This window comes from Xanthobacter sp. DMC47, assembly GCF_056313845.1.
On sequence record NZ_JBQUZM010000004.1, the window covers coordinates 743,183 to 756,949 of the forward strand.

Genomic DNA, 13,767 nt, shown 5'->3' on the forward strand with positions numbered 1-13,767 from the left:
GAAAAGGCCGCCCGGGGGGCGGCCTTTCCGATGAATGTGGGCGTGGGCCCCGGGGTCACTCCGCCGCGTCAGCGGGGCCTTCCACGAGGGGCTGGCCCTCGCCCTGCTCGTCGCGGGTCGCGACGATGAGGTCGTCGCGGTTGGTCGCGATGGTCCGCAGGCGGTTCATCTGGGCGCCGGTGCCGGCCGGAATGAGGCGGCCGACGATGACGTTCTCCTTGAGGCCCTCCAGCGGATCGATCTTGCCGTTGACCGCCGCTTCCGTGAGGACGCGGGTGGTCTCCTGGAACGAGGCCGCCGAGAAGAACGAGCGGGTCTGCAGCGACGCCTTGGTGATGCCGAGCAGCACGGGCCGGCCGGTGGCGGGCTTCTTCGCCTCCTCCGCGGCCTTCTCGTTCGCCTCGATGAACTCGAGACGGTCGACCTGCTCGCCATCGAGGAAGTCGGTCTCGCCGGCGTCGTCGATCTCGATCTTCTGCAGCATGTTCCGGACGATCACCTCAATGTGCTTGTCATTGATGTTCACGCCCTGGAGCCGGTAGACCTCCTGGATCTCGTTCACGAGGAAGGCGGCAAGCTCTTCCACGCCCTTGATCGCCAGGATGTCGTGCGGCGCCGGATTGCCGTCGACGATGAAATCGCCCTTCTCCACCACGTCGCCGTCCTGGAGATGGATGTGCTTGCCCTTCGGGATCAGGTACTCGACCGGATCTCCGCCGTCCGCCGGCTCGATGGAGAGGCGGCGCTTGTTCTTGTAGTCGCGGCCGAACCGGATGGTGCCGGAAATCTCCGCGATGATGGCCGCGTCCTTGGGACGACGCGCCTCGAACAGCTCCGCCACGCGCGGCAGACCGCCCGTGATGTCGCGCGTCTTGGCGCTTTCCATGGGCACGCGGGCCACCGCGTCGCCGGCCTTCAGATGCTGGTTCGGGTCGACCGAGATGATCGCCTCCACCGGCAGCGGATAGCGGGCATCGCCGCCGCGCGGCAGCTTGGAGACCTTCCCGTCCTTCCCCTTGATGAGGATGGCCGGGCGCAGCTCGGGGCCGCGGCCGGAGCGGCTGTCGGTGACGACTCGCTTGGCGATGCCGGTCGACTCGTCGACCGTCTCGTTCATCGAAGCGCCTTCCATCAGGTCCTCGAAGGCCACCGTGCCGTCCACCTCGGTGAGGATCGGACGGGTGTAGGGGTCCCACTCGGCGATGCGCTGGCCGCGCTTGATGGTGTCGCCCTCGTCCACCTTGAGGCGGGCGCCGTACTGCACGCGGTTCACCGCGCGCTCGGTGCCGTCATGGTCGACGATGACCACCGCGAGATTGCGACCCATGACCACGAGGTCACCGTCCGAGTTCCGCGCCACGTTGCGGTTGCGGATGCGGACCGAGCCCTCGAAGTTGGATTCCACGAAGGAGGAGTCGGCGAGGGTCGCCGCGCCGCCGATGTGGAACGTGCGCATGGTGAGCTGGGTGCCCGGCTCGCCGATGGACTGGGCGGCGATGACGCCCACCGCCTCGCCCATGTTTACGGGCGTGCCGCGGGCGAGGTCTCGCCCGTAGCAGGTGCCGCACACGCCGTTGCGGGTCTCGCAGGTCAGCACCGACCGGATCTTGATTTCCTGGATGCCGGACTTGTTGATCCGCTCGACGTGCGGCTCCTCGATCATCTGGCCCTTCGGCACGATGATGTCGCCAGTCGCCGGCTCCACGATGTCTTCGGCCGCGGTGCGGCCGAGGACGCGCGAGGCGAGCGAGGCCACGATCTGGCCCGCGTCGATGATGGCGCGCATGTGGATTCCCTTGTCCGAGCCGCAATCGCGCTCGGTGATGATGGAATCCTGCGCCACGTCGACGAGACGACGGGTGAGATAGCCCGAGTTGGCCGTCTTCAGAGCGGTGTCGGCAAGGCCCTTACGCGCGCCGTGGGTGGAGTTGAAGTACTCCATCACGGTCAGGCCTTCCTTGAAGTTCGAGATGATCGGGCTCTCGATGATCTCGCCCGACGGCTTGGCCATGAGGCCACGCATGCCGGCAAGCTGCTTCATCTGAGCGGGCGACCCACGCGCTCCGGAGTGGCTCATCATGTAGATTGAGTTGATCTGCTTCTCACGGCCGGTCTTCGGGTCCTTCTTGACCGAAGAGATTTCCTTCATCATCTCCTCGGCGACGCGATCGGAGCACTTGCCCCAGGCGTCAACGACCTTGTTGTACTTCTCACCCTGGGTGATGAGGCCGTCGTTGTACTGCTGCTCATACTCCTTGGTGAGCGCGCGAGTCTCTTCGACCAGATCCCACTTCTTCTTCGGCACCACCATGTCGTCCTTGCCGAACGAGATGCCGGCGCGGAACGCGTTGTAGAAGCCGAGCGCCATGATGCGGTCGCAGAAGATCACGCTCTCCTTCTGACCGCAGTGCCGGTAGACGGCATCGATCATGTTGGAGATTTCCTTCTTCGTCATCAGCTTGTTGACGACGTCGTAGGAGAGCTTCGGGTCCTTGGGCAGCAGCTCGCCGATCTTCATGCGACCGGGCGTGGTCTCATAGATCTTGGAATACTGCTTGCCGTCCGGGCCGATGCCGATGTAGCGGCCCTTGATCTTGGTGGCGAGGGTGATCGCCTTGGCATTCAGCGCGTGGTCGATCTCCGCCATGTTGGCGAACATCATGCCCTCGCCGGGCTCCTTCTCCTTCATGATGGAGAGGTAGTAGAGCCCAAGCACGATGTCCTGCGACGGCACGATGATCGGCTGGCCGTTCGCCGGGTGCAGGATGTTGTTGGTGGACATCATCAGCACGCGCGCTTCCAGCTGGGCTTCCAGCGAGAGCGGGACGTGGACGGCCATCTGGTCGCCGTCGAAGTCGGCGTTGAACGCCGAGCAGACGAGCGGATGCAGCTGGATCGCCTTGCCTTCGATGAGCACCGGCTCGAACGCCTGGATGCCGAGGCGGTGGAGCGTCGGCGCGCGGTTCAGCATCACCGGGTGCTCGCGGATCACCTCGTCGAGGATGTCCCAAACCTCGGGACGCTCCTTCTCCACCAGCTTCTTCGCCTGCTTGACGGTCGCCGAATGGCCCTTCGCGTCGAGGCGCGAATAGATGAAGGGCTTGAACAGCTCCAGCGCCATCTTCTTGGGCAGGCCGCACTGGTGCAGCTTCAGCTCCGGACCCACCACGATGACCGAGCGGCCGGAATAGTCCACGCGCTTGCCGAGCAGGTTCTGGCGGAACCGGCCCTGCTTGCCCTTCAGCATGTCGGCGAGCGACTTCAGCGGACGCTTGTTGGCGCCGGTGATGACGCGGCCGCGGCGGCCGTTGTCGAACAGCGCGTCAACCGCTTCCTGAAGCATGCGCTTCTCGTTGCGGATGATGATGTCCGGCGCGCGCAGCTCGATCAGCCGCTTGAGGCGGTTGTTGCGGTTGATGACGCGGCGATACAGGTCGTTCAGGTCGGAGGTCGCGAACCGGCCGCCGTCCAGGGGGACGAGCGGACGCAGGTCCGGCGGGATCACCGGGACGTGCGTGAGGATCATCCACTCCGGCTTGTTGCCGGAGAGCTGGAAGGCCTCGACGATCTTCAGGCGCTTGGCGAGCTTCTTGGGCTTCAGCTCGGTGGTGGCCTCGGAGATCTCCACGCGCAGATCGGCGGCGATCTTCTCGAGGTCCATGGAGCGCAGCAGCTCGCGGATGGCCTCGGCGCCGATCATGGCGGTGAAGCTCGACTCGCCATACTCGTCCTGGGCGCGCAGGTAGTCGTCCTCGGAGAGGAGCTGACGGTACTTGAGCTTGGTGATGCCCGGCTCGATGACGACGAAATACTCGAAGTACAGGATGCGCTCGAGATCCTTGAGCGTCATGTCGAGCAGCAGGCCGATGCGGCTCGGCAGCGACTTCAGGAACCAGATGTGCGCCACCGGGGCGGCGAGCTCGATGTGGCCCATGCGCTCGCGGCGCACGCGCGACAGGGTGACCTCGACGCCGCACTTCTCGCAGATGATGCCCTTGTACTTCATCCGCTTGTACTTGCCGCACAGGCACTCGTAGTCCTTGATGGGACCGAAGATGCGCGCGCAGAACAAGCCGTCACGCTCGGGCTTGAACGTGCGGTAGTTGATGGTTTCCGGCTTCTTGATCTCGCCGTAGGACCAGGACTTGATCTTCTCCGGGCTCGCGATCGAGATGCGGATCTGATTGAAGCTCGGGGCCGGAACGGTCGGATTGAAGACGTTCAGGATTTCCTGATTCATGAGCTGGCTCCCAAACGAAGTGGGCCTTTAACTTGAGGCCCGGCCGGCAGAAGCGCCGGTCGGGCAATCCGCTTTGCGCGGGGCGACGGGCTCAAAGCGCCCGTCAGGTGTTCTCGAGATCGACGTTGAGGCCGAGCGAGCGCATTTCCTTCACGAGCACGTTGAAGCTCTCGGGAATGCCGCTCTCGAACGTGTCCTCGCCGCGCACGATGGCCTCGTAGACCTTGGTGCGGCCGGCCACGTCGTCCGACTTCACGGTGAGCATCTCCTGCAGCGTGTAGGCGGCGCCGTAGGCTTCGAGCGCCCACACCTCCATTTCGCCGAAGCGCTGGCCGCCGAACTGCGCCTTGCCGCCCAGCGGCTGCTGGGTCACGAGCGAGTAGGGGCCGATGGACCGGGCGTGGATCTTGTCGTCGACCAGGTGATGCAGCTTCAGCATGTAGATGTAGCCGACCGTCACCTTACGATCGAACGGCTCGCCGGTGCGTCCGTCGAACAGCGTGGACTGGCCGGAGCGGTCGAGGCCCGCCCGTTCCAGTTCGTGCTCGATGTCCGCCTCGTGGGCGCCGTCGAAGACCGGAGTGGCCATCGGTACGCCCTTGCGCAGGTTCTCGCCGAGTTCGGGCAGCTCCGAATCCTTGAGCTGCTCGATCTCTTCCTTGCCGTAGATGGTCTCCAGCCGATCGCGCAGCGGCTTCAGATCCTGCTTGGCATAATAGGCTTCCGCCGCAGCGGCCACCTGCCGGCCGAGGCCCGCGCAGGCCCAGCCGAGATGCGTCTCGAGGATCTGCCCGACGTTCATGCGCGAAGGCACGCCCAGCGGGTTGAGCACGATGTCCACGTTCGTGCCGTCCTCGAGGAACGGCATGTCCTCCACCGGCACGATGCGCGAGACGACGCCCTTGTTGCCATGGCGGCCGGCCATCTTGTCGCCCGGCTGGATCTTGCGCTTCACCGCGACGAAGACCTTGACCATCTTCATCACGCCGGGGGGCAGTTCGTCGCCGCGCTGCAGCTTCTCGACCTTGTCGAGGAAGCGCTGCTCGAGCCGCTTCTTCGAGTCGTCGTACTGGGCGCGGATCGCCTCCAGCTCGGCCATGATGGCGTCGTCGGCGACCGCGAACAGCCACCACTGCGAGCGGGGATACTCACCGAGGATCTCGCGGGTTACGGCGGTCTCCTTCTTGAAGCCCTTCGGCCCCGCGATGGCGACCTTGCCGTCCAGGATCTCGGTCAGGCGGCCGTAAACGTTGCGATCGAGGATCGCCTGCTCGTCGTCACGGTCCTTGGCGAGACGCTCGATCTCCTCGCGCTCGATAGCGAGCGCGCGCTCGTCCTTGTCGACGCCGTGGCGGTTGAACACGCGCACCTCGACGATGGTGCCCGTGGTGCCCGGCGGCAGGCGGAGCGAGGTGTCGCGCACGTCAGCGGCCTTCTCGCCGAAGATGGCGCGGAGGAGCTTCTCCTCCGGCGTCATCGGGCTCTCGCCCTTCGGCGTGATCTTGCCGACCAGGATATCGCCCGCGCGGACCTCGGCACCGATGTAGACGATGCCGGCCTCGTCGAGATTCTTCAGCGCCTCTTCCGAGACGTTGGGAATGTCGCGGGTGATTTCCTCAGGCCCGAGCTTGGTGTCGCGGGCCATGCACTCGAATTCCTCGATGTGGATCGAGGTGAACACGTCTTCCTTGACGATGTTCTCCGAGAGGAGGATCGAGTCCTCGAAGTTGTAGCCGTTCCACGGCATGAAGGCGACGAGCACGTTGCGGCCGAGCGCGAGCTCGCCCAGTTCCGTGGACGGGCCGTCAGCGATGATGTCGCCCTTCTTCACCTGGTCGCCCACGCGCACCAGCGGACGCTGGTTGATGCAGGTCGACTGGTTGGAGCGCTGGAACTTCATCAGCCGGTAGATGTCGACGCCCGACTTGGAGGGGTCGGACTCTTCCGTGGCGCGGATAACGATACGGGTGGCGTCCACCTGATCGATCACGCCGGTGCGGCGGGCGGCGATGGCGGCGCCGGAGTCGCGGGCGACCACGGCTTCCATGCCGGTGCCGACCAGCGGCGCCTGCGAGCGCACCAGTGGAACCGCCTGGCGCTGCATGTTGGAGCCCATGAGCGCGCGGTTGGCGTCGTCGTTCTCAAGGAACGGGATAAGCGCCGCGGCCACCGAAACGAGCTGCTTCGGCGACACGTCCATGAAGTCCACGCGGTCGGGGCTGACGAGCAGCACGTCGCCCGCATGGCGGCAGACGATGAGGTCTTCCTCGAAGCGGCCGTCCTTGTCGAGCGGGATGTTGGCCTGCGCGACGTAGTACTTCCCCTCCTCCATGGCGGAGAGATAGACCACCTCGTCGGTGACCTTGGAATCCACCACGCGGCGGTAGGGCGCCTCGATGAAGCCGTACTTGTTCACGCGGGCGAACGTCGCCAGCGAGTTGATGAGGCCGATGTTCGGGCCTTCCGGCGTCTCGATGGGGCAGATGCGGCCGTAGTGGGTCGGGTGCACGTCGCGCACCTCGAAGCCGGCGCGCTCGCGGGTCAGACCGCCCGGGCCAAGCGCCGAGAGACGCCGCTTGTGCGTGATCTCGGAGAGCGGGTTGGTCTGGTCCATGAACTGCGACAGCTGGGACGAACCGAAGAACTCGCGCACCGCAGCCGCCACCGGCTTCGCATTGATGAGGTCCTGCGGCATCACGGTGTCGATGTCGACGGACGACATGCGCTCCTTGATGGCGCGCTCCATGCGCAGCAGGCCGACGCGGTACTGGTTCTCCATCAGCTCGCCGACCGAGCGGACGCGCCGGTTGCCGAGGTGATCGATGTCGTCGATCTCGCCCTTGCCGTCGCGCAGCTCCACCAGCGTCTTGATGACGGAGAGGATGTCGTCGCGGCGCAGCACCCGCACCGTGTCGGGGCAGTCGAGGTCGAGACGCATGTTCATCTTCACGCGGCCGACCGCGGAGAGGTCGTAGCGCTCCGGATCGAAGAACAGCGAGTGGAACATGGCCTGCGCCGAATCGAGCGTCGGCGGCTCGCCCGGGCGCATCACGCGGTAGATGTCGAAGAGCGCGTCCTCGCGGGTCACGTTCTTGTCGGCCGCCAGCGTGTTGCGGATGTAGGCGCCGGTGTTGACGTGGTCGATGTCGAGGATCGGGATCTCGTTGTAGCCCGCTTCCTCAAGCAGCTTCAGCGTCTTCTCGGTAATCTCGTCGCCGGCCTCGGCGTGGATCTCGCCGGACTGCAGGTCCACGAGGTCCTCGGCGATGTATTGGCCGACCATCTCCTCGTCGGAGATGCGCAGGGCCTTGAGGCCCTTCTCGGCGAGCTGGCGCGCGGCGCGGACGGTGAGCTTCTTGCCGGCCTCGAGCACGACCTCGCCGGTGTCGGCATCGATCAGGTCGGCAACGGCCTTGTAGCCCTTCATCCGCTTGGGATCGAACGGCATGCGCCAGCCGCCCTTGGCGCGCTCGTAAGGCACCTTCTCATAGAAGGTCGAGAGGATTTCCTCGTTGTCGAGGCCGAGGGCGTAGAGCAGGCTCGTCACCGGAATCTTGCGGCGACGGTCGATGCGCGCATAGACGATGTCCTTGGCGTCGAACTCGATGTCGAGCCAGGACCCGCGATAGGGAATGATGCGCGCCGCGAACAGGAGCTTGCCCGAGGAGTGGGTCTTGCCCTTGTCGTGGTCGAAGAAGACGCCCGGCGAACGGTGCATCTGGGAGACGATGACGCGCTCGGTGCCGTTGACGATGAACGTGCCGTTCATGGTCATCAGCGGGATGTCGCCGGTGTAGACGTCCTGCTCCTTGATGTCCTTGACGGACTTGGCGCCGGTGTCCGGGTCCACATCGAACACGATGAGACGGAGCGTCACCTTGAGCGGAGCGGCAAACGTCATGCCGCGCTGGCGGCACTCGTCCACATCATACTTCGGCGGCTCGAACTCGTAGCGCACGAACTCCAGCATGGCCGCGCCGGAGAAGTCGGAGATGGGGAACACCGACTTGAACACCGCCTGCAGGCCGTCGTCGTCGCGTCCACCCTTGGGCTCCTCGATCTGGAGGAACTGGTCGTAGGACGCCTTCTGAACCTCGATGAGGTTCGGCATCTCGGCCACTTCCTTGATCTTGCCGAAGAACTTGCGGATCCGCTTACGACCGGTGAACGTTTGCGCCATCTCGATCCTCGTCCGTCCTGGTCTCTCGGGCCGGCCCCTGTCCTCCCGAAGGAGGCGGGCTCGCCGCGCCGGCACCGGAACCTCAATCTGCCATCATGCCGTCAAGGGTTGGGGGCGAAACGCCATCCCCTTTCAGCACCATGACGGCTCTCCCGGCAGCCCCCGAACCGTGTCCGGACCGGCTGCCGGGAGAACCGTCTCTCTCCCTCTCCGGCCCTGAGGCCGGCTATGGAACGGGTCCCGGCACGAGGCCGGGACCCGAAACGTCAAAGGCTCACTTGAGCTCGACCTTGGCGCCAGCCTTCTCGAGCTGGGCCTTGAGCTTCTCGGCCTCGTCCTTGGCCACGCCTTCCTTGACGGGCTTCGGAGCGCCTTCCACCAGGTCCTTGGCTTCCTTGAGGCCGAGGCCGGTGATGGCGCGGACTTCCTTGATGACCTCGATCTTCTTGTCGCCGGCGGAAGCCAGGACAACGGTGAACTCGGTCTGCTCTTCCACCGCAGCGGCGGCAGCGCCGGCCGGGGCAGCGGCCACGGCCACGGCGGCGGCGGCGGAAACGCCCCACTTCTCCTCGAGGAGCTTCGCCAGCTCGGCGGCCTCGAGCACGGTGAGGGAGGACAGCTCGTCGACGAGCTTGGTCAGGTCAGCCATGGGATATTCCTTAAGATAGGTTCGGATTTTGGAATTGCGAGATCAGGCCGCCGGGATGCGTGATCCCCCGCGGCCGCGGCCTCACGCTGCTTCGTCCTGCTTGGCATAGGCCCCGAACACGCGGGCGAGCTTGGCCGCCGGTGCCGTGGTGAGCTGCGCAATCTTGGTCGCCGGGGCCTGGATAAGGCCGACGAGCTTGGCACGCAGTTCGTCCAGGGACGGGAGTGTGGCAAGCGCCTTCACACCGTCCACGTTAAGGGCCGTCTTGCCCATCGCGCCGCCGAGGATCACGAACTTGTCGTTGGCCTTGGCGAACTCGACGGCAACCTTCGGCGCCGCCACCGGATCGCTGGAATAGGCGATCACGGTGGGTCCCTTCAGCAGGGACGCCACATGGGCGACGTCGGAGCCTTCCAGAGCGATTTTGGCGAGGCGGTTCTTGGCCACCTTCACGGTCGCACCCTCGGCCTTCATCTGTCGACGGAGCTTCGACATCTGGGCCACGGTGAGGCCGGAATAGTGGGCGACCACGACGACGGAAGTGGTCTTGAACACTTCCGTGAGCGTCGTGACGAGCTCTTGTTTTTCCGCTCGATCCACGTCTGGCTCTCTTTAAGCCTTGGCGGCACCATCCGCCTCCCAAGGGAGGCATCCAGTCCCGCCGGTTGCGCCTTGCCGCGTCCTGCGGCCAACCTGTCTGACGACATGGAAGGCCGCGATCCGCGACGCTCTCATGCCCTGTCCCCTATTGCCCCGGCACGGAAAACCGTGTCGCGAAGCGCAAGGCGCTGGTTCCGAACCGATCTTCATCTCCGCCGACTCAGCGCCGGGCGGAGGGCAAATTCCGGTCTTCCCCGTCTATGCTGGCTCCCCATTAACCACCCGTTAGGGCGGATGTCGGGAATTAAGCCTTGATCCTCGGCCGGATTGAGCGAACATCCCTTTCGGGGCGCATCTCCATCAGGCCGGCACCTCGGCACCGGCAGTCTCGGACAGGACTTTGCCTGCTGGTTCGCCCGAAAGCTCCCGAGGGAGCCACCCGAACGCCTGACAGACGACAAGGCCGGGCGGGCGAACCCTCCCAGCCCTTCCACCCGGTCAAGGGCGAAAGCCACAATACCTGATCCGGGCGGCGAGCCACCCGGAAACAGCCCATATAAAGGCTGGTGCCAGCCTTGTCACGCCCCGATCACCATCGTTGCGCACTTTTTGCATATGGCAACCGCCCGTCTGCCATGCAGCATGGGAAGGTCACGGCCTCACACGAATGCGTGATCAAAACGGAAAAGGCCGGACCCTGCGGCCCGGCCTTTCCTGAAGCTTGACCTCTGCCGATCAGGCGGTGAGCACGGTGGACGGCTCCACCTTGATGCCCGGGCCCATGGTGGAGGAAACCGCCACGCGCTGCAGGTAGGTGCCCTTGGCGCCCGCGGGCTTGGCCTTCACCACCGCATCCACGAAGGCGCGGATGTTCTCGGCCAGCTTGTCGGCCGGGAACGAGGCCTTGCCGATGCCGCCGTGGATGATGCCTGCCTTCTCGACGCGGAACTCCACCGCGCCGCCCTTGGCGGCGGCGACGGCGCCCTTCACGTCCATGGTCACGGTGCCAACCTTCGGATTGGGCATCAGGCCGCGCGGGCCGAGCACCTTGCCGAGACGACCGACGAGGGGCATCAGGTCCGGGGTCGCGATGCAGCGATCGAACTCGATGGTGCCGCCCTGGATGGTCTCCAGGAGGTCCTCGGCGCCCACGATGTCGGCGCCCGCTGCCTTGGCCTCGTCGGCCTTGGCGCCACGGGCGAACACCGCCACGCGCACGGTACGGCCCGAGCCGTTGGGCAGGTTGCACACGCCACGGACCATCTGGTCGGCATGACGGGGATCCACACCGAGGTTCAGCGCGACCTCGATGGTCTCGTCGAACTTGGCGGTGGTGCGCTCCTTGAGGAGCTTGAGGGCGTCGTCGAGGCCGTACAGCTTGTTACGGTCGATGCCCTCGTTGATGGCGCGGATGCGCTTGCCTTCCTTCGCCATGGCGCTCACCCCTGAACCTGCAGGCCCATGGACCGGGCCGAACCTTCGATCATCTGGACGGCGGCCTCAACGGTATCGCAGTTCAGATCCTTCATCTTCTTCTCGGCGATCTCCGCGAGCTGGGCGCGCGTGACCTTGCCGACGAAGGCGCCCTTGCCGGGCGTCTTCGAGCCCGAGCCGGGCTTCTTCTTCGTCTCGAGACCGGCGGCCTTCTTGAGGAAGTAGGAGACCGGGGGGGTCTTCAGCTCGAAGGTGAAGGAGCGGTCCTGATAGGCCGTGATCACCACCGGGATCGGCATGCCCTTTTCGAGCTGCGCGGTCTGGGCGTTGAACGCCTTGCAGAATTCCATGATGTTCAGGCCGCGCTGACCGAGCGCGGGACCAATCGGCGGGGCCGGATTGGCGCTGCCGGCGGGCACCTGCAGCTTGACGTAACCGGTAATTTTCTTCGCCATTTCAACAACTCCCAAAAATCGCCGCCGTCCGGTGAGGGAGCGGCGGGCGGGATTGCGTGGTGCGGATCAAAAGGGCGCTTGGCGAGACGCCCCCTCCCCTCCCACGCCGGCGTGCGACCCTCAGGCGGCGCGCCAGACTTCGGACCATTGCCCCACGAGGGAGAAACGGCCCGCTCCGGTCAGACCTTCTCGACCTGACCGAATTCGAGTTCCACCGGCGTCGCGCGGCCAAAGATGGACACCGCCACCTTCAGGCGCGAGCGACTGTCGTCGACCTCTTCCACGATGCCGTTGAAGGAGGCGAACGGGCCGTCCGATACCTTCACCGTCTCGCCGACCTCATAAGAAATCGACGGCTTCGGACGCTCGATGCCCTCCTGCACCTGCTGCAGGATGCGCATGGCCTCCGATTCGGAGATCGGCATGGGCTTGTTGTCGGCGCCCAGGAAGCCGGTGACCTTCGGCGTGTTCTTGATGAGATGGAAGGCCTCGTCGGTGAGGTCCATCTTCACCAGCACGTAGCCGGGGAAAAACTTGCGCTCGGTGTCGACCTTCCGGCCGCGGCGCACCTCGACCACCTTCTCGGTGGGGACGAGGATCTGCTCGAACAGGTCGGTCAGGCCACGCTGGTCAGCCTGCTCGCGGATCGAGTCGGCCACCTTCTTCTCGAAGTTGGAATAAGCGTGAACGATGTACCAGCGCTTCGCCATGTGGGCCTCCCGCCTCAGTGCCCGAGGGTCAGCAGCGTGGAGACGCCGAACCGGATGACCTGGTCGGAGACGAGGAAGAAGATGGAGGCCAGGAAGACCATCACGAACACCATGGCGGTGGTGATCAGCGTCTCGCGGCGGGTGGGCCAGGTGACCTTGGCCGTTTCCGCGCGGACCTGCTGATAGAACTCCATCGGGCTGTTCTTCGCCATGGCGTCTCGCCGTCCGTTCCTGTTGCCGCCCGTTCCCGCGCCGCCGGTTGCCACGCACCGGACCTTCCGATGACGCGGATGCGGCACATGCCGCTCAAATCCTCTTCCCGCCGGCTTCGGCTCTCGCGAGACGCTGCTGCGGGCGTGCCTTCGGCGGGGCCGGACCGCGCCTGATATGGGCTGTCCGAAACGCGCCTTCAAGCCGTGCCATTCCGGCGTCGTCGTCTCGCCTGACCTGCCATCCCGCATCAGCCCGGATCGAGGGCATCCCGAAGATGGCAGGAGTGGAGGGACTCGAACCCCCAACCCCCGGTTTTGGAGACCGGTGCTCTAACCAGTTGAGCTACACTCCTAAGGCCTGCGCCCCGAAGCCCGGCAGAATCAGCTTTTCAGCGATTGTCCTGCCTCGAGGGTAGACTCCGCCGCGCCGGGAAGTGACCCAGCGCATCGGCCGGGTGTGTTTAGTGGGATGCCACGCGGCTGTAAAGGGGGACGGGCGCGCGAACAAGCCTGTCCACCGCAAAGGCGCGGCTAGAGGTGATCGAGGATGAAGGCCGCTCGTGCCGCCACGTCTGTCCGTGGCAGCTCCACCGTCTCGTAGCCGAGGCTGCGATAGGTGTCGACCATGACCGCATGGGTACGCACGGCTTCGTCCCAGTCCTGCCGACGCTCGGCATCGTTTGCGTAGATTTCGCGCCATGGCGGGGCAACGAACACGAGGGAATCGTATCTGAACACCGCGCAAGCCCGGCTGATGTGCCGAGGAATGGGCAGGCCGCAAAGCGAAAGGTATCCAGCCACGTCTGGAATGCCGCGGTCAAAGAAGACCGGGCCGGCCCGCCCTTCCTGCTCCTCGTAGGAACGCAGGTCCCAGGCGAGCATCGCCTCGGCGAACGCCGCCCGGTCCCGCCACGGGAGGGCTGGACCGTCAATGGCCATCTGCTGCCGGATGACGGCCCGGCCCGCCTCCGGCGCGATGGAACGTCCGGCGGTCGCAAGAGCATCCAACAGCGTGCTCTTGCCTGAACCCGGACCGCCCGTGAGCACGATCAAGCGTGTAGAGCCGCGCGCCATGGCCGCCTGCCTCTGCATTGTCGAGTTTTGGGGATGCACCCGGACGCGCCGCGCATGGCTACGTCAAAAGGGGAGCCCACGCAGGATGCCCGGCGCGAACAGGGAGCGCAAGCCACCGGGACAGTGGGAGGCATCATCGATCTGCGGGGTGTGCGGGATTCGGGACGGGCCAAAAGAAAAAGGCGGCGCCCGGAGGCGCCGCCCTGTTCCGTC

The 13,767-nt window shown here is 65.4% G+C and carries 9 protein-coding genes and 1 tRNA gene; all 10 read right to left on the minus strand.

Going from position 1 to position 13,767, the window contains the following annotated elements:
- Positions 1-55: 55 nt before the first annotated feature.
- On the minus strand, positions 56-4,240 hold the full coding sequence (gene rpoC, locus ACT54R_RS15235) for a DNA-directed RNA polymerase subunit beta' (RefSeq protein WP_476327615.1): 4,185 nt from the start codon (positions 4,238-4,240) through the stop codon (positions 56-58).
- Positions 4,241-4,343: 103 nt separating this feature from the next.
- On the minus strand, positions 4,344-8,420 hold the full coding sequence (gene rpoB, locus ACT54R_RS15240) for a DNA-directed RNA polymerase subunit beta (RefSeq protein ID WP_168456328.1): 4,077 nt from the start codon (positions 8,418-8,420) through the stop codon (positions 4,344-4,346).
- A gap of 274 nt (positions 8,421-8,694) precedes the next feature.
- Positions 8,695-9,069, minus strand: a complete 375-nt coding sequence (gene rplL, locus ACT54R_RS15245; RefSeq protein ID WP_168456327.1) for a 50S ribosomal protein L7/L12 — start codon at positions 9,067-9,069, stop codon at positions 8,695-8,697.
- Positions 9,070-9,150: 81 nt separating this feature from the next.
- The gene (gene rplJ, locus ACT54R_RS15250; protein ID WP_168456326.1) at positions 9,151-9,669 is read right to left on the minus strand and encodes a 50S ribosomal protein L10; all 519 of its coding nucleotides are present in this window, start codon (positions 9,667-9,669) and stop codon (positions 9,151-9,153) included.
- Between the two features lie 735 nt (positions 9,670-10,404).
- Positions 10,405-11,103 carry a 50S ribosomal protein L1 gene (rplA, locus tag ACT54R_RS15255; RefSeq protein WP_024279834.1) on the minus strand — a complete coding sequence of 233 codons (699 nt, stop codon included), beginning with the start codon at positions 11,101-11,103 and terminating at the stop codon, positions 10,405-10,407.
- Positions 11,104-11,108: 5 nt separating this feature from the next.
- Positions 11,109-11,558, minus strand: a complete 450-nt coding sequence (gene rplK / locus ACT54R_RS15260; RefSeq protein WP_168456325.1) for a 50S ribosomal protein L11 — start codon at positions 11,556-11,558, stop codon at positions 11,109-11,111.
- Between the two features lie 179 nt (positions 11,559-11,737).
- Positions 11,738-12,268: a transcription termination/antitermination protein NusG gene (nusG, locus tag ACT54R_RS15265; RefSeq protein ID WP_029557789.1), complete on the minus strand. Its 531-nt coding sequence runs from the start codon at positions 12,266-12,268 to the stop codon at positions 11,738-11,740.
- Between the two features lie 14 nt (positions 12,269-12,282).
- Positions 12,283-12,480: a preprotein translocase subunit SecE gene (secE, locus tag ACT54R_RS15270; protein WP_168456324.1), complete on the minus strand. Its 198-nt coding sequence runs from the start codon at positions 12,478-12,480 to the stop codon at positions 12,283-12,285.
- A 276-nt stretch (positions 12,481-12,756) separates the two neighbouring features.
- Positions 12,757-12,833, minus strand: a tRNA-Trp gene (locus tag ACT54R_RS15275).
- A 178-nt stretch (positions 12,834-13,011) separates the two neighbouring features.
- Positions 13,012-13,554 (minus strand): AAA family ATPase, encoded by a 543-nt coding sequence (locus tag ACT54R_RS15280; RefSeq protein ID WP_476327618.1) that lies wholly within the window; start codon positions 13,552-13,554, stop codon positions 13,012-13,014.
- Positions 13,555-13,767 lie beyond the last annotated feature (213 nt).

Bases quoted from the DNA above. Each gene is read 5' to 3' on its own strand.
- rpoC (WP_476327615.1), bottom strand. From the start codon at position 4,240: ATGAATCAGGAAATCCTGAACGTCTTCAATCCGACCGTTCCGGCCCCG.
- rpoB (WP_168456328.1), bottom strand. From the start codon at position 8,420: ATGGCGCAAACGTTCACCGGTCGTAAGCGGATCCGCAAGTTCTTCGGC.
- rplL (WP_168456327.1), bottom strand. From the start codon at position 9,069: ATGGCTGACCTGACCAAGCTCGTCGACGAGCTGTCCTCCCTCACCGTG.
- rplA (WP_024279834.1), bottom strand. From the start codon at position 11,103: ATGGCGAAGGAAGGCAAGCGCATCCGCGCCATCAACGAGGGCATCGAC.
- rplK (WP_168456325.1), bottom strand. From the start codon at position 11,558: ATGGCGAAGAAAATTACCGGTTACGTCAAGCTGCAGGTGCCCGCCGGC.
- nusG (WP_029557789.1), bottom strand. From the start codon at position 12,268: ATGGCGAAGCGCTGGTACATCGTTCACGCTTATTCCAACTTCGAGAAG.
- secE (WP_168456324.1), bottom strand. From the start codon at position 12,480: ATGGCGAAGAACAGCCCGATGGAGTTCTATCAGCAGGTCCGCGCGGAA.
- ACT54R_RS15280 (WP_476327618.1), bottom strand. From the start codon at position 13,554: ATGGCGCGCGGCTCTACACGCTTGATCGTGCTCACGGGCGGTCCGGGT.